General features: G+C 75.0%; 11 protein-coding genes and 1 pseudogene. 3 read left to right on the top strand and 9 right to left on the bottom strand.

Annotated features, from left to right (window positions below; translation table 11 throughout):
* Window positions 1-86 precede the first annotated feature (86 nt).
* Complete coding sequence (locus KPF47_RS07925) at window positions 87-1,181, bottom strand: TerC family protein (protein ID WP_224387871.1); 1,095 nt, start codon at window positions 1,179-1,181, stop codon at window positions 87-89.
* 262 nt (window positions 1,182-1,443) lie between these two features.
* Window positions 1,444-3,138 (bottom strand): metallophosphoesterase, encoded by a 1,695-nt coding sequence (locus KPF47_RS39940; protein WP_224387870.1) that lies wholly within the window; start codon window positions 3,136-3,138, stop codon window positions 1,444-1,446.
* Window positions 3,139-3,366: 228 nt separating this feature from the next.
* On the opposite strand from KPF47_RS39940, the gene KPF47_RS07915 reads away from it, so the two are divergent.
* Window positions 3,367-6,405, top strand: coding sequence for an ATP-binding cassette domain-containing protein (locus KPF47_RS07915; protein ID WP_255659332.1), 3,039 nt, complete (start codon window positions 3,367-3,369; stop codon window positions 6,403-6,405).
* A gap of 99 nt (window positions 6,406-6,504) precedes the next feature.
* On the top strand, window positions 6,505-7,308 hold the full coding sequence (locus tag KPF47_RS07910) for an ABC transporter permease (protein WP_224387868.1): 804 nt from the start codon (window positions 6,505-6,507) through the stop codon (window positions 7,306-7,308).
* Window positions 7,309-7,347: 39 nt separating this feature from the next.
* On the opposite strand, the gene KPF47_RS07905 is transcribed toward KPF47_RS07910, so the two are convergent.
* From KPF47_RS07905 to uvrB, 5 genes and pseudogenes are all read right to left on the bottom strand, one after another.
* A complete protein-coding gene (locus tag KPF47_RS07905) occupies window positions 7,348-8,115 on the bottom strand; it encodes an acetoin reductase (RefSeq protein WP_224387867.1) in 768 nt (255 codons plus the stop codon).
* 238 nt (window positions 8,116-8,353) lie between these two features.
* The gene (locus KPF47_RS07900) at window positions 8,354-9,604 is read right to left on the bottom strand and encodes a GAF domain-containing protein (RefSeq protein ID WP_224387866.1); all 1,251 of its coding nucleotides are present in this window, start codon (window positions 9,602-9,604) and stop codon (window positions 8,354-8,356) included.
* Window positions 9,605-9,732: 128 nt separating this feature from the next.
* Window positions 9,733-10,152 (bottom strand): hypothetical protein, encoded by a 420-nt coding sequence (locus tag KPF47_RS07895; protein WP_224387865.1) that lies wholly within the window; start codon window positions 10,150-10,152, stop codon window positions 9,733-9,735.
* Window positions 10,098-11,021, bottom strand: a complete 924-nt coding sequence (locus KPF47_RS07890) for a glycosyltransferase family 87 protein (RefSeq protein ID WP_224387864.1) — start codon at window positions 11,019-11,021, stop codon at window positions 10,098-10,100. Before KPF47_RS07890 ends, KPF47_RS07895 begins: the two co-directional genes overlap by 55 nt.
* 131 nt (window positions 11,022-11,152) lie before the next feature.
* Window positions 11,153-13,420 (bottom strand): annotated as a pseudogene (uvrB, locus tag KPF47_RS07885) (excinuclease ABC subunit UvrB).
* A gap of 47 nt (window positions 13,421-13,467) precedes the next feature.
* Between uvrB and KPF47_RS40755 the strand changes: the two are divergent.
* A complete protein-coding gene (locus tag KPF47_RS40755; protein ID WP_374108812.1) occupies window positions 13,468-14,004 on the top strand; it encodes a DUF402 domain-containing protein in 537 nt (178 codons plus the stop codon).
* A gap of 76 nt (window positions 14,005-14,080) precedes the next feature.
* Here KPF47_RS40755 and KPF47_RS07870 read toward each other — a convergent pair whose 3' ends face one another.
* On the bottom strand, window positions 14,081-15,349 hold the full coding sequence (locus KPF47_RS07870) for a sigma-70 family RNA polymerase sigma factor (protein WP_308015356.1): 1,269 nt from the start codon (window positions 15,347-15,349) through the stop codon (window positions 14,081-14,083).
* A gap of 527 nt (window positions 15,350-15,876) precedes the next feature.
* On the bottom strand, window positions 15,877-16,399 hold a 523-nt coding region (locus tag KPF47_RS07865), incomplete at its 5' end, for a GrpB family protein (protein WP_224387861.1).

The following is a 16,399-nucleotide window of genomic DNA, read 5'->3' as shown; positions in this document are numbered from 1 at the left end:
GCCGAACGGGACGGAGACGGCTCCGCCCCGGTGTCCGGCGCGGTGCCGGACGCCGGGGCGGAGGACGGCCGTCGGGAGGGTGGGTCTCAGTCGCGCGGGGGCGCGCTCACCCGGTGGTCCGCCTGCTCGTCCCGGGCCTCGATCTGTGCGGCCTCCTCCTTGGTGCGGGCCAGCGGCGGCGCGGTGATCCCGCTGCCCTGCTCGGCCAGCTCCGGCTTCATCCGGACCGCGATCAGGCTGGTGATCGTGGTGAGCGCGAGGACGCCGACGATCACCCCGAGCGACAGCCCGATCCCGACCTCGGGGACCGGCACCGGCTGCCCGCCGTTGATGAACGGCAGCTCGTTCTCGTGCAGCGCGTGCAGGGCGAGCTTCACGCCGATGAAGGCGAGCAGGACGGCGAGGCCGTAGGACAGGAAGACCAGCTTGTTGAGCAGCCCGCCGAGCAGGAAGTACAGCTGGCGCAGCCCCATCAGCGCGAACGCGTTCGCGGTGAAGACGAGGTAGGGCTCCTGGGTGAGACCGAAGATCGCCGGGATCGAGTCCAGCGCGAACATGATGTCGGTGACGCCGATCGCGATCATCACGATCAGCATCGGGGTCAGCCAGCGCTTGCCGTCGATCTTCACCGTGGTCTTCGCACCGTGGTAGTCGTCGGTGACCGGGAAGGCCTTGCGGACCCACTGCAGGACCCGCCCCTCCTTCCACTCCTCGTCCTCGCCGCCGGCGGCCTGCTTGACCAGCGAGACCGCGGTGTAGATCAGGAACGCGGCGAAGAGGAAGAACACCCAGCTGAAGCGGTCGATGACCGCGGCGCCCGCGGCGATGAAGATGCTGCGCATGATCAGCGCGATCACGATGCCGACGAGCAGCACACGGTGCTGGTGCAGGACCGGCACCTTGAACGCGGACATGATGATGAGGAAGACGAACAGGTTGTCGACCGACAACGAGTACTCGGTGAGGTAGCCGGCGAAGAACTCGCCGGCGTAGGTGCCCCCGGCGACGAACCAGACACCGAGACCGAACGCGACGGCCAGCGCCACGTAGAACACGACCCAGCGGGTGACCTCGCCCAGGGTCACGGCGTGCGGCTTGTGGTCGTTGAGCCACAGGTCCGCGCCGATCACGAGCACGAATCCGACGATCGTGACCAACCAGACCCACAGGGGGACGTTCACGGGTGTTTCCTCCAGACCGGGGCGGCATCGAACGGCCCGAGGTCTCTCCCGCCACGGGAGCCGGTGGAGGTGGCTGCCGAGCGTGGCCGATGGTGCCGGGTCCGCCCGCGAACCACGCTCGCGACGACACCGTGCTGACGACACCACCGCGGTAGGGATACTCCCCTGCGGTGGGTGAAGTGTCCTCCCTGCACCGTTGCAAGGCGAGCCGGGGTGACCCAGGGCACCCGGTCGGTGACGGAACTCGTCCTGTGTGTCCGGTTCACCCCCGCGCGGGGCGGCTCAGCCGGACCGTGTCGATCTCCTCGCCGAGGTCGGTGACCGCGTGCACGACGAGCCGCGAGTCGGCCGCGCCGGAGCCCGGGAGCACCGTGACGCGCAGGTAGGCGTAGCCGAGGTAGCGGGTCCGCGACCAGGTGACGGTCTCGGGCTGCTTCTGCTCGTCGGGGCCGGCCAGGAAGCTGGTGACCGGGACCTGCGGCGTCTCGTGCCCGCGGTGGCTGTCGGTCTCGCCGGGCTGCCAGCGGTAGCGGGGACGTCCGCCGGACCCGACGCAGACGTAGGTGGTGCCGTCGGTCTCGGGGTGCACCGTGGACCGGTCGGGGGCCGGCCGGGTGGGCCTGCCGTCGCGGATCGGGTCGGTCCGCTCGTACTGGTGGTTGTGACCCTGTACGCACAGGTCGACCCGGTGGCGGTCGCACAGCGGGGCCAGTGCCGCGCGCACGCCGGCGTCGGAGGCGTGCGAGCCGGACGTGGCGAAGGCGCAGTGGTGGAAGAACAGCACGATCCACTCGACCTGCGGGTCGGCCCGCCAGCCGGCGAGGGTGCGCTCCAGCCAGGCCAGCTGGCCGCCACCGGAGTAGCCGGCGTTGGTGGGGATCTCGGTCGACAGGTCGTTGGCGTCGACGCTGACGACCCCGACGGTGCCGTGCACGAACGCGTACACCGAGGGGCAGCCGCGGGGGCCGGTGCCCGGCAGCGCCAGCCGGACGGCGTGGCCGGCGTAGCCGTGGGCGGGGCCGTCGGCGCGGTTCAGGTCGTAGAGCGCCTCCATGTCGTGGTTGCCGGTGGCGAACATCCACGGCGTCGACGCCGCGGAGCGCTCGATCGCGGCGAAGTAGCTGCTCCAGACCGTCGGGTCGAAGCTGTCGTGGGCCTCGTCGTCGTGTTCGGCGCCGTTGCGGACCGGCTTGCCCGCACCGGACGGGTCGGCGTAGCAGATGTCCCCGGCGAGCAGGTGGAACGCGGGCTGCTCGGCGGCGACGAGCGCGGTGAGCGCCTCGGACGGCATCGGGCTGCGGTGGGTGTCGTCGGGCGTGTAGGAGTTGGGCTCGCCGCCGGTGCCGACGCCCTGGTCGGCGAACGCGGTGAAGGTGAACCGGTGCCGGCTGCCCCGCGGCGCGGCCGTGCGGAACGTGCTGGTCGCGGTGGTCGTCTCGGTACCGCCGGTCCCGGCGACGCGGAACCGGTAGACGTAGCGGCTGCCGGGGGCGAGGGCGTCGGCGCGGGCGTGCGCGAACCACTGCCGGGTGCCCCGCAGCGAGCCGTCGGCCTGCGGGACGAGGCTCTCCAGCGGCCGGACCTGCACCGGCAGGGTGAGCCCGAACCCGGAGTCGGTGCCGACGTCGACGACCAGCCGCCCGGGCGGCGGGGCCGCGGTCAGCTCCCCGGAGAAGGACATGGAGCGCGCCGGGTCGGGACCGTAGGCGAGGTGCCGCCCGACGACGGTGACCGGCGCGGGCGCGGCGGCCGCGGCGACCCCGCGGGCCCAGGGCGAGCCGGACACGGCGAGCGTGGCCAGCACACCGGCGCCGCCGCGCAGCGCACTGCGCCGGCTGACCGGGTGCCGGCGCAGGAACGCCGCCAGCCAGTCCTGCTGGTCGGCCACGGTCATGTCGACGGAGAGTGCCCGCGGGACACCGACGCCGGGGATCTCTCCGGAGGGGTTGACGCTCACACCGGGAGACGGTGCCCCACCCCGGAGACCGATCGGCGTTGCTTGACGAAACGCATGGTGAACGGCGGACGACACCCGCGCGTGGTGCTCCGTCGGTGCGGCGTCGATGCAGGGTTGGTGCGTCGTTCATCCTCTCCGCCCGGTTCGGCGTGGCCGGGCGCACGCCCCGGCCGCCGACGCACGGTCGTCGATCTGCGTAGTTTCGAGGGCGTGCACGTGCTCCCCCGGATGCGCCGGGTCCGTTCCCCCCTCGCGGTGGCCCTGGCCACGGGTCTGGTGCTGGCCTTCGCCCCGGCCGCCGCCGCGGCGCCCGGTCCGGCCCCCACCGCCGCGGCCGCCGACGACGGCGGGTCGGTCGCCGTCGCCGAGGACCGGGTCGCGGTCCCGGCCGGCCCCGGCGACCCGGGCACGGTCGAGCTCGACACCTCCCTCTACGTCCCCGCGTCGGCGACCGCGGCCACCCCGGCGCCCGCGGTGCTCGTGGCGCACGGTTTCGGCGGCAGCAAGGCGTCGGTGGACTCCGACGCCCGCGAGCTCGCCGCCCGCGGCTACGTCGTGCAGACCTGGACCGCGCGCGGGTTCGGCGCCTCCGGCGGCAGCATCGGGCTCGACGACCCGGACCGCGAGGTGGCCGACGCCTCCCGGCTGGTGGACCGGCTGTCCCGGCGTGCGGACGTGCAGCAGGACGGTCCCGGCGACCCCCGCGTCGGGGTGACCGGCGGCTCCTACGGCGGCGGGCTGTCCCTGCTGCTGGCCGGCCACGACCGGCGGATCGACGCCATCGCTCCGGTGATCACCTGGAACGACCTGGGCCAGGCGCTGTTCCCGAACAACGTCGTCCCGGCGGGCGAGAGCCTCCCGGGCACCCCCGCGGCGGGCGCGGGCGCCGGCGACGGGGTGTTCAAGAGCGGCTGGGCCGGCGTGTTCTTCGGCTCCGGCGGCCGGGTGCCCGCGGGTGGTGACACCGCCTCCGGTGCCGGCACCGGGGCGGGGTCGCAGGACGGGACGGGCGGCGGCCTCGGCGGGGCCGGATCGACCGGAGGGTCGGACGTCGGCGCGACCGACGGGGCCGCCGGGGCCGGCTCCGGCGCCGCGCCGGACGGCTCCGATCCGGCCGGCCCCGGCACGTCCGCGGGCCGCCCCGGCGCGGCCCCGGCACCCGGCGCCCCGTCGGACCCGGTCTGCGGCCGGTTCGCCCGCGACGTCTGCGACGCCTACGGCGAGGCCGCACGGACCGGGCGGGTATCCCCCGCACTGGCCGAGCTGCTGCGCCGCTCCTCCCCCGCGACGGTCACCAACCGGATCACCGCGCCGACGCTGCTGGTCCAGGGCGAGCAGGACACCCTGTTCGGCCTGGACCAGGCCGACGCGAACGCGCGCCAGATCGCCGCGAACGGCACCCCGGTCTCGGTCCTGTGGTTCGCCGGCGGCCACGACGGCGGCGGCCCCGACTCCGAGGTCCGCTCCCGGATCGGCGACTGGTTCGACCAGCACCTGCGGGGCAGGCCCGCCACCGACGGCGTCACCGGCGCGCTCGCCTCGGCACCGTTCGCCTACCAGGTCCGCAGCACGGTCCGCACCCGCGGGGACACCCCCACCGGGCGCACCGTGCTCGCCGACGCCTACCCGGGCCTCACCGCCGGGTCCGCCCCGGCCGCGACGACCACCGTGCCGCTCGCCGGGGGCGAGCAGACCGTCGTGCACCCGCCGGGCGGCAACCCGGCCGCGCTCACCTCGCTGCCCGGGCTCGGGGCCGCACTCGGCTCGCTGGGGTCGCTCGGCGGGCTGTCCGGGCTGACGACGCCGGGCCAGTCCGCGCGGTTCACCGGCGAGCCCGTCGCGGCCGCGATGCAGCCGTCCGGCGCGGCGCGGGTCACCGTGCGCGTCGCCCGGGTGCCGGGGCAGCCCGCCCCGTCCACCGCGGTGCTGTTCGCCTCGCTCACCGTGCTCACCCCGGACGGACGGTCCACCCTGCTCGGCAACGCCGTCGCCCCGGTGCGGGTGGCGGTGCCCGCCGACGGCACCCCCGCCGAGGCGGCGGTGACGCTGCCCGGCGTCGTCGCGCCGGTGCAGGCGGGCAGCCGCCTGGTCCTGACGCTGGCGACGACCGACCAGGGCTTCGACTCCGGCACCGACCCGGCGGTGTGGCGGGTCGGGCTCGCCGGGGACGGCGCGCTGTCGGTCCCGCAGGTCCCCGGGCGCACCGAGTCCGCCGGGACCGTGCCGCTGTGGCCGGTGCTGGGGATCGTCGCGGTGCTCGCCGGCGCGCTGGCGGTGTGGCTGGTGGCCCGCCTGCGGTCGCGGCGCACCGGCGGCACCGCCGACGTGCCGGCCGAGGCACCCCCGCTGGTCGTCGGCGGTCTGGCCAAGACCTACCGCAACGGGTTCGCCGCGGTCTCCGACGTGTCGTTCACCGTGCCGCGCGGTGCGGTGCTGGGTCTGCTGGGCCCGAACGGCGCGGGCAAGACGACCGTGCTGCGGATGCTGATGGGGCTGATCAGCCCCACCGCAGGCACCATGACGGCCTTCGGCCACCCGATCCGTCCCGGCGCCGCGGTGCTGTCGCGGATCGGCGCGTTCGTCGAGGGACCGGGCTTCCTGCCGCACCTGTCCGGCGCGGAGAACCTGCGGCTGTACTGGGAGGCCACCGGGCGCCCGCCGGAGCAGGCCCGGATGGAGGAGACGCTGGAGATCGCCGGGCTCGGCGGGTCGGTGCACCGCCGCGTCGGCACCTACTCCCAGGGGATGCGCCAGCGGCTCGCGATCGCCCAGGCCATGCTGGGCCTGCCCGAGCTGCTGATCCTCGACGAGCCGACCAACGGGCTCGACCCGCCCCAGATCCACGCGATGCGCGAGCTGCTGCGCCGCTACGCCGCGGGCGGGCGGACGGTGCTCGTGTCGAGCCACCTGCTCTCGGAGGTGGAGCAGACCTGCTCCGAGGTCGTCGTCATGCACCGGGGCACGGTCGTCGCGTCGGGCACGGTCGCCGAGCTGATGGCCTCGGGCGGCGGATCGTCGTTCACCGTCGACGACACCACGCGGGCGTCCGCGCTGCTGGCCGCGCTCGACGGCGTCACCGAGGTCGTGACCGGCGACGAGCCGGGCGTGGTGCACGCGCACCTCGACGGCACCCCGCGCGCCGACGCCGTCGCCGCCCTGGTGGGCGGCGGGGTCGCGGTCAGCGCGGCGGGCCCGCGCGGCCGGCTGGAGGACGCGTTCCTGGAACTGGTGGGACCCGAGGGTCGTGACGTGGGAGGCTCGCAGTGAGCGACGACCGGCAGCTCTCGACCCGCCGCGGGCACGTGGGCGACCTCGTGACCGGTCCGGCCGCGCCCCCGGCCGTCCCGGGCCGTCCCGGGCCGGACGATGCCACTGCGCACGGAGCTGGTCCGCCAGCTCCAGCGCCGCCGCACCCAGGTGGCGTTCGCGCTGGTCGTGGCGATGCCGCTGATCCTGGTCGCGGCGTTCTCCCTCGGTGGCGACGAGCCCGGCGCGCGCGGCCCGAGCCTGGTCGACCTGGCGTCGGGCAGCGCCGCGAACTTCGCGGTGTTCACCCTGTTCGCCTCGGCGAGCTTCCTGCTGGTGGTGCTGGTCGCGCTGTTCTTCGGCGACACGGTGGCCTCGGAGGCGTCGTGGTCGTCGCTGCGCTACCTGCTCGCGGTGCCGGTGCCCCGCGCGAGGCTGCTGCGGCAGAAGGCCGTCGTCGCAGGGCTGCTGTCGGTGGCGGCGCTGCTCCTGCTGCCGGTCGCGTCGCTGGTGGTCGGGGCGATCGCCTACGGCACCGGGGACCTGGTCTCGCCGATCGGGGAGTCGCTGCCGTTCTGGACCGCGGCCGGCCGGGTCATGCTCGGCGCGCTGTACGTGACCGTGCAGCTGAGCTGGGTGGCCGGGCTGGCGCTGCTCCTGTCGGTCGGCACGGACGCGCCGCTGGGCGCGGTCGGGGGCGCGGTGATGGCCTCGATCGTCTCCCAGATCATCGACCAGATCGAGGACCTCGGCGTGCTCCGCGACTTCCTGCCCACCCACTACGGCGACGCCTGGTCGGCCCTGCTGGCGACCGACGTCGACTGGTCGGACATGACCTACGGCGCGTTCTCCGCGGTCTGCTACGCGACGGTGTTCCTCGGTCTCGCGGCCTGGCGGTTCCAGCGCGCGGACATCACCAGCTGAGCCGTCCGGGCCGGGGGCGTTCCCCGGCCCGGGTCGGGCTCAGACCATGACCACCCCTCCGTCGATCATGACGGCCTGCCCGGTCATGTAGTCCGAGTCCGGACCGGCGAGGTAGGAGACGAAGGCGGCGACGTCCTCGGCGGTCTGCACCCGCCCGAGCGGGATCCCGGCCGCGTACTGCTTCAGGCTCTCGCCCCTGCCGGCGCCGCTGCGGGCGCCCATCTGCTCGTCGATGAGGTCCCACATGTCGGTGCCGACGATGCCCGGGCAGTAGGCGTTGACGGTGATCCGGTGCGGCGCGAGCTCCTTGGCCGCGGCCTGGGTGATCGCACGGACGGCGAACTTCGTGGCCGAGTAGTGGCCGAGCAGGTCGAACCCCTGGTGCCCGGCGATCGACGCGGCACTGACGATCTTGCCCCCGGTCCCCCGGTCGATCATCACCCGGGCGGCGGCCTGCAGGCAGTAGACGACGCCGAACACGTTGACGTCGAAGATCGTGCGCAGGTCGTCGGGGGTCACCTCGAGCAGCGGCTTGACCTGCGCGATGCCGGCGTTCGCGACCATCACGTCCAGCCCGCCCAGCTCCTCGGCGACCTGACCGGTCATCGCGGTGACCGCGTCCGGGTCGGTGACGTCTGCCGGGTAGGCCACCGCGGTCCCGCCCGCCGCGCGGATCTCCTCGGCGACGGCGGTGGCGCCGTGCGCGTCCCGGTCGTTGACGGCGACGGCGTGCCCGTCGCGCGCCAGGCGCAGGGCGATGCCCCGCCCGATCCCGCGTCCGGCTCCGGTGACCACGGCGACACCCATGTCGGTCCTCCCAGTTCGCTCGCGCGGGTCGCCGGGGGCGGCGTCCCTGCCGCGGCGGGTCGTTCCCGCGACCGCCAGTCCACCCGGTGACGCGGGTCACGGACAGCGTTGCAGGCCGGTTGCAGCGCCCGTCGCACCGTCGGGGCCCCGGTGCGGGACCGGCCCGCGCCGGGTGGCGCCGCCGGGCGGCGGTCGGTCGCGACGCACGGCGGCGGTCGGTCGCGACGCAGCGCGGGAGTCAGTCGCGACGCAGGGCGACGACGCCGGTGCGGTCGACTCGCGCACCACCCGGCTGCTGGCCAGACCGGTCAGGTCCAGCTCGACCTCGGGCGCGATCCGGTACGGGCGGGCCAGCAGGATGCCACCCAGGTTGCGGCGCAGCCGCGACATCTCGGCACGGACGGTCACCAGGTGTGCCCGGTCGCCGTAGAGCCCCTGGGACAGGGTCGCCGCGTCCAGCCCGGTCGCCCCGGCACCGGCGAGCAGCGCCAGGACCTCGGCGTGCCGGGTCGAGAGCGGGTGCACCCAGCGGGTGGTGCCCTCGATCACGGCCTGCGGCGGACGGCCGTCGAGGTCCAGGCGCAGCCGCATCCGCCTGCTCCCGCCGGACGCCGGACGCCGGACGCAGCAGCCAGCCCCCGGGCACCGGCTCGGGCAGGCACGGCCCCAGCCCGTGCACCGCGATCAGCCGCTCCGCGGCCGGTGCGGCGACCCGTTCGACGCGGGCAGCCCGGACGCGGCGGCGACCCAGCCGTGGTCGTCGACGACCAGACCCGGCCGGTGTCGCGGGCGAGCATCGGGGCACCGATGGGCGCAACGCGTCGAGGCGCGCCTCGTGGCGCTGCCACAGCCCGGCCTCCGCCAGCCGCACCGCGGTGTCGACGAGCGCGACCGTGGTCGGGTGGATGGTCTCCGCGGGCCCGGACAGGTCGACCACCCCGAGGAGCTCGCCGCTGCGCGGGTCGTGCACGGGTGCCGCGGTGCAGGTCCAGCCGTGGTGGCTGCGCACGAAGTGCTCGGCGGAGAAGATCTGCACCGGTCCGCCCTCGGCGAGCGCGGTGCCGATCGCGTTGGTCCCGACCGACTGCTCGGACCACTCGGCGCCCTCGGTGAACCCGAGTGCGTCGGCGCGGCGGCGGACCGCGGTCGACCCCTCCCGCCACAGCAGGACCCCGTCGGCGTCGCAGACGACCATCACGTGCCGGGCGTCCTCGGCGACCGAGGTCAGCGCGGCCCGCAGCGCGGGCAGCACCGGGACCAGCGGCGAGGTCGCCCGCCGCTGCTCGACGACGGCGGCGTCCAGCGGGCCGGGCGGGTCACCGGCGTCGGGGTCCACCCCCTGGGCCCGGACCCGGTCCCAGGACCGGGTGACCAGGCGGCGTCCGCGCGCCGTGTCGCCGGGGCGGGCGTCGCCGGAGAGCACCGCGTCGTGCAGCCGGGACAGCATCCGGGCGTGACGGCCGAGATCGGTCCCGGTCGCACGGCGCACACGCCTGCCCGGCTCCGGTCGTCGTCGACTGGCTCCAGCGCCACCTCCGGCTCCCACAGTAGGCGCGGGAGTGTGGCCTGCGCCATGTTCCCGGCGGGTCGCCGCCCGGGTCGGACCCCACCGGAGGGTCAGGAACCGGTGTGCAGCCGCTCGGGTCGCGGGGCCCGCGGGCCACCGGGACGCCCCGGGCCCCGGGTGACGTACCAGCAGCCCAGCCCGAGCGTGAGGGCGGCGGGGATGACGTAGCTGGCCCCCAGGACCTGCTCCCAGAGGCTCCACTTCATCTCGACGCCCCACACGTTGGGCATCCAGCGGAACGGCGCGATGTAGAAGATCGCGGCGATCACCGCGCCGACCGCGGCCCACCCGGCGCTGCGGTACCGCAGGGCGTGCGCCCCGATGCCGATCAGCGCGGGCACGACCCACACCCAGTGGTGCGACCAGGCGGTCGGCGTCGCCATCAGCACGACCGCGGCCGTCGCCGACATCGCGATCACCGGCTCGGTGCGCCGGATGATCGGCACGGCCAGTGCCAGCAGGACGGCCACGATGCCCAGCCACAGGATGTGGAACAGGGATCGGGGACCTCCTGGCGGGCGAGCACGGCCTGCACCGTCTCGTTGGAGAAGAACGTCGACCCGCTGACCCCGGCGGCCGGGCCGCCGACGAACCAGTAGCGGAACGAGGAGTCCGGGTCGACGACGAACCCGAGGCCGGTCGCCAGGGCGCCGGTGACGACGGCGACACCCGCGGCCTTCCAGTCCCGGCGGACCAGGAAGTACAGGACGAACCCGCCCGGGGTGAGCTTGATCGCCGCGGCCAGGCCGAGCAGCAGCCCGCGCGGCCACCAGGTCCGGGGGGCGAGCAGGTCGGCCAGCACGAGCAGCATCAGGACCAGGTTGATCTGGCCGAAGGCGAAGGTCTGTGCGACCGGCTCCATCAGCAGCACCGCGGCCAGCACCGGGACGCCCAGCAGGACCGGGGCCCGCCGGCCGCCCGCGGGCCACGCGACGCGGATCGTGAGCGCGATGCAGATCGCCAGCGACAGCACCGAGGCGACGAACTGCGCGGTGAACGCCACGACGTAGGGCACGACGGCCAGCGGCACCATCGTGATCGCCGCGAACGTCGGGTAGATGAACGGCAGCACCGGCCCGTGCAGCGGCGGGGGCAGCGTGCCGTACATGTCGCCGCCGGCCAGCCAGACCTGCACACCGATCCGGTAGACGTCGAGGTCCAGCGCGTAGTCACGCAGCCGGAACCAGGACCAGTACAGCGCCGCCGCCAGCAGCGGCACCGTGACCACGAGCGTCCAGCGGGAGAGCACCGCCGTGCGCACCCGCCCGACGAGGACCGCGGTACCCCCGCCGGGAGCGGCGGGCACGTCCGGGTCGGGCGTGGTACGGGTGACGGTCACGCGGGGCTCCTCCGTGTGCGGCCGGGCCGGACGGGTACGGGCCGCGCGACGGGCGGAGCCCGGCGGCCGCTGGGGGACGACGGTGGACCACGGTAGCGGGGCCCGCACGCGCGCCCCGCCGCGGGACCCGCCTACGACACCCCGGCCGCGTCCATCCCCCGCAGCTCCTTCTTCAGGTCGGAGATCTCGTCGCGGAGCCGGGCCGCGAGCTCGAACTGGAGGTCCCGTGCGGCGGTGAGCATCTGGTCGTTCATCTGCTGGATGAGGTCGGCGAGCTCGGCGCGCGGCATGCCCGCCGTGTCCTTCGCCGCCACTCCCGAGCTGCCGGCCGGGGCCGGGGCGCGGCCCTTCTCCCCCGCCGCCCGCTTGCCGCGCGAGGCGTTGCGTCCCGAGCCGCCGACCGGCACGGCATCGGTGTCCTCGGCCTCGCGGTAGACCTGGTCGAGGATGTCGGCGATCTTCTTGCGCAGCGGCTGCGGGTCGATGCCGTGCTCGGTGTTGTAGGCGACCTGCTTGGCCCGGCGCCGGTCGGTCTCGTCGATGGCATACCGCATCGAGTCGGTGATCCGGTCGGCGTACATGTGCACCTGACCGGAGACGTTGCGCGCCGCGCGGCCGATGGTCTGGATCAGCGAGGTGCCGGAGCGGAGGAAGCCCTCCTTGTCCGCGTCGAGGATCGCGACCAGGGACACCTCGGGCAGGTCCAGACCCTCGCGGAGCAGGTTGATGCCGACCAGCACGTCGTACTCGCCCGACCGCAGCTGGCGCAGCAGCTCCACCCGGCGCAGCGTGTCGACCTCGGAGTGCAGGTAGCGGACCTTGATCCCCAGCTCGAGGACGTAGTCGGTGAGGTCCTCGGCCATCTTCTTGGTCAGCGTGGTCACCAGGACCCGCTCGTCGCGCTCGGTCGGTCGCGGATCTCGGCGACCAGGTCGTCGATCTGGCCCTTGGTCGGCTTGACGACGACCTCGGGGTCGACCAGACCGGTCGGGCGGATGACCTGCTCGACGAACTCGCCACCGGTGCGGTTGAGCTCGTAGGGGCCGGCGTCGCCGACAGGTAGACCGTCTGGCCGATCCGGTCGGCGAACTCCTCCCAGGTCAGCGGCCGGTTGTCGACCGCGGACGGGAGGCGGAAGCCGTACTCGACCAGGTTGCGCTTGCGGGACATGTCGCCCTCGTACATGCCGCCGATCTGCGGCACCGTCACGTGCGACTCGTCGATGACCAGCAGGAAGTCGTCCGGGAAGTAGTCGATCAGGGTGGCCGCGCGGTACCGGCCCCGCCCCCGCGGCCGTCGATGTGGCGCGAGTAGTTCTCGATGCCCGAGCAGAAGCCGACCTGGCGGATCATCTCGATGTCGTACTGCGTGCGCATCCGCAGCCGCTGGGCCTCCAGCAGCTTGCCCTGGTTCCCGCGCGGCAGCTGTCGCCCTCCAGCTCGGCCTCGATGGCGCGCGCACCGCCCGCTCCATCGCCTCCGGGCCCGCGACGTAGTGCGTCGCCGGGAAGACCCTGATCTCCTCGACCTGCTCGACCTCCTCCCCCGTCAACGGGTTGAGGTAGTAGAGGGCCTCGATCTCGTCGCCGAAGAACTCGATCCGCAGCGCGAGCTCCTGGTAGGCCGGGATGATCTCGACGGGTCCCCGCGGACCCGGAAGGTGCCGCGGGTGAAGGACATGTCGTTGCGGGTGTACTGCACGTCAGACCAGCAGCCGCCAGCCCCCCGACCTCCCGCACCGACTCCCGCCAGCGCACACCGACCGGTCGAGGTAGGACTGCGGGGTACCGAGGCCGTAGAGATGCACGACACCGACGCGACCACGACCACGTCGCGCCGGACAGCAGGTTCATTCATCGTCGCCGAGTGCCGCAGCCGCTCGACGTCGTCGTTGATCGAGCTGCTTCTCGATGTAGGTGTCGGTCTGCGCGATGTAGGCCTCGGGCTGGTAGTAGTCGTAGTACGGATACGAGAAGTACTACGCGCCGTCGTTGTTGGGCAGCATCTCTCGCGGAGCTCGTTCGCCAGCTGCGCGGCGAGGGTCTTGTTCGGCGCCATCACCAGCGTGGGCCGCTGCTGCTGCTCGATCAGCCAGGCCGTGGTGGCCGACTTGCTCGGTACCGGTGGCGCACCAGCACGGCTCCCTCCTCACACGACGCGCAGCCGCCGCCGCGCCACGCTCGCCGGTCCAGCTCCGCGCCGCGGGGACGTGCTCGCTGACCACCCGGAACGGTGCCGGCGTGCTGCTCGCTCGACCGACCACGGGGCGTGCTCGGAGTGTGTGCGCTCGACCGCGTGGGTCGGGTCCGGGTCCGGGGTGGTACCCGCGTCCGGGTGCGCAGCGTCCTCCCGGGCACGGGAGTCCGCCGCGCTGCCCGGGACCTCGGTCGCGAATGCCATGACACCAGGGTACGAGCGACCCCCGACACTTCGCCGCCGAGCGCCCCGTGTGCGCCCCCGGGACGGCAGGATGGGCGACCGTGCACCCGCCCAAGACACACAGACCTTCGACCCCGAACGGGGCGTCCAGGTCGACACCAAGGGGACCCACCGCGAGATCGCCACACGCTGACTGCGCGGACGGAGGACTGGGGGATCTACCTCCCGGGCCCAACCGTGCCCACCGGTGGATCGAGACCGGGCTGGGCGTGGCTGTCCGAAACTGGGCGGTGGGCCCCGGGCAAGATGGACGAGACGTCGACATCGCGCGCGATCACCCTGAGGGCAGGCGGCTGCGGATGACCGACCTCTACCTGGACCTCGTGGTGCGCCGCGGGCGCGGGACCGACGTCATCGACCTCGACGAGTTCGTCGCCGCCGTCGCGCAGGGGCTGGTCGGGACCGACCTCGCCGAGTACGCGCTGGAGCGCTCGCACGCGGTCCTCGACGGGCTGGTGCGCCACGACCACGACCACGTGGCGTGGCTGGCGTCGCTGGGCGTCGACCTGGGGCCGCGGGACCGGCCGGAGGACGCTCCCGGCTGACCGACGGGGCCCGGCCGGGCAGAGGGGCCGCCGCCCCTCCGCCACGGGGCCCGCCACGGGGGCCGGCCCGGGTGTCTCAGAGCGCGGAGGACTGCGCCGGGCCGAGGCCCACGGCGCTGGTCGAGGTCTCCGAGGTCGTGGTGCTCGTGGTCGTCGTGGGCTCGGTCGAGGTGGTCGTCGGCGCGGCCGAGTTGCTCGTCGTCGGGGACGGGGCGGTGGTCGTCGGCTCCGGGGTTCCCTCGTCGGTCGGCTTCGGCGTCGTCGTCTCCGGCGGCGTCGTCGTCTCCGGCGGCGGCGTGGTGGTCGGCGGCGGCTTCGGGGTGGTCGGCTCCGGCGAGCCCTCGTCGGTCGGCCGGGGGTCGGTGGGCGGGGTCTGCCCGCCACCGCCCGAGCCGCCACCGGGGTTGCCGCCACCGGGCTCGCCACCGCCACCGGGCGGCGGGAGGACCGGCGCACCCGGGGTGCCGGGCACGCCCGGGCGACCCGGGTCGGCGGGGTCGCCGGCGCCGCCGGGCAGCGCGCCGCCCTGGGTCGCCGCCACGGTCGGGTCGAACGCCGGCGGCAGGCTGCCGTCCCCACCGCTCGCGGCACCGCTCTGCACCGGCTCGGGGGGGGGCCGCTCGCCTGGGGTGCGGCGATGGCGAAGGGCGGGCCGATGAAGCTGCCGTCGGGTGCGGCCGCGGTCGCGACGGCCGTGACCCCGCCCAGCGAGCCGACGGTGAGCACCGCGGCGGCCGCGGCCGAGGTGGCCCGGCGCGCGCCGGCGGCGCGCGAGATCACGTCGTCGACCGCCGGCGGCGGCACGGCCGCCGCCAGGACGTCGTCGAGCCGGTGGAACTCCCGGTCGATGTCGGCGAACCCGTTCATACCCGTCCCCCTCGGTGGCGGGTGGGTACCGCCCACGCAGGTCGTACTGCGGCGCGACGTGACCCGGCGGCGGTCCCCCGACCGCGCCACCCGCCGGTCCGATGATCTCTTCCAGCACCTCGGCCATGCCCTCGGTCACGACCTCGCGACCGCGGACGAGCCGGCGCCGGACCTCGTGCTCGGTGACCCGCTCGAGCTCGGCGATCGCGCCGGTCGACAGGCCGGCCATGTGGTGCAGCACCACGGCCCGGCGGTCGACGGCGGCGAGCCGCCCGAGCGCCTCGAGGAGCGCGCCGGTGCGCGGGTCGGTCTCCTCCGGCGACGGTCCGCGCCGGCGGCGTCGCATCCGCACCCGCATCGACGAGCGGATCGCGACCCGCCGGACCCAGCCGACGGCCGCGTCCTCGTGCTCCGGGCCGGCCGGCTCGGCGCGCAGCGCGGCCCAGCGGCGCCAGGCGCGCGAGTAGGCGTCCTGCACCGCCTCGTGCGCGTCGTGCGGGTTGAGCGTGATCGCGTAGAGCTGGGCGACCAGCCGCGGGTAGTGGGCCTCGAGGTGCGAGCCGAAGTCCGCCCGCAGCTCACCGTGCGGGAGCGTGCGGTGCTGCCGGACGACCGCCCCGCTGATCGGGGCGGCCTCGTACTCCGCGCCGGTCCACGGGTCCGGGTCGCCGGCACCCGGTCCCTCCGGCGCGACCGGGCCGCCGTAGTGGTCCGTGTGGGGGAACGCAGGCGCGCGCCCGGGCTCGACGAACCCGCCGTCCGCCCCCGTAACGCTGGGCCATGGTGCTCAACCCCGTGTCCTCTCGTCGCCGTCGCCGGGCCGCGCGGCCCGGTGCCGATCACCCGGGCGACCTGCCCGTTCGACGGGTACCCGCAGGTACCGCAGCCGATCCGGGCACGAACACCCTCTGCCCCGCCTGATCGACCAACGAGCGTGCGGCGTTACAGAAACGGGTTCGCCGCGACCCGATCGTCACGTTCCGCGTGATCTGGGTCCCGGCCCGGTCACTCGTCCGGGTCGATGGCCCACGACGCCGTGTACACACGGTAGTGGCGCGGGTCCGGCTCGTCGCCGTGCCGGGCGGCCGCCGCGCGCTTGTGCCCGGCGTAGCCGGAGCGGGCCGCCGCGTCGGCGCGCAACCGGTCGCGCCGCTCGATCGCGTGCCGCCACGCCGGTGAGCCCTGCACCCGCACGGCCACCACGGCGGCGCGCCCCGGATCCGCCGAGCGGTGCACCCGGACGGTGCCCGCCGCCCGGTCCACGGCGGCGTCGTCGACCGGGAGACCGACCGCGGCCAGTGCGCCGGTGACCGCGTCGGCATCGGCGGGCGCCTCCACTGCCAGCTGGAGGTCGAGGCCGTCGCGGGCCGGGAGGCCGGGGACGGCGGTCGACCCGATGTGTTCCACCCCCCGGCCGACCGGCCCGCGGCGCGCGCGACCCGCTCGTGCGAGACGGCGGGACTCGCTCCGCCAGGTCGGTCGTGCTCGACGAGCCGGGGCGGGCCGTCGACGGCCGGGCGGCCCGTGC

The sequence above is a fragment of the Pseudonocardia sp. ICBG1293 genome (assembly GCF_020131355.1).
GTDB lineage: Bacteria > Actinomycetota > Actinomycetes > Mycobacteriales > Pseudonocardiaceae > Pseudonocardia.
This window is presented reverse-complemented; position numbering and strand designations above follow the sequence as displayed.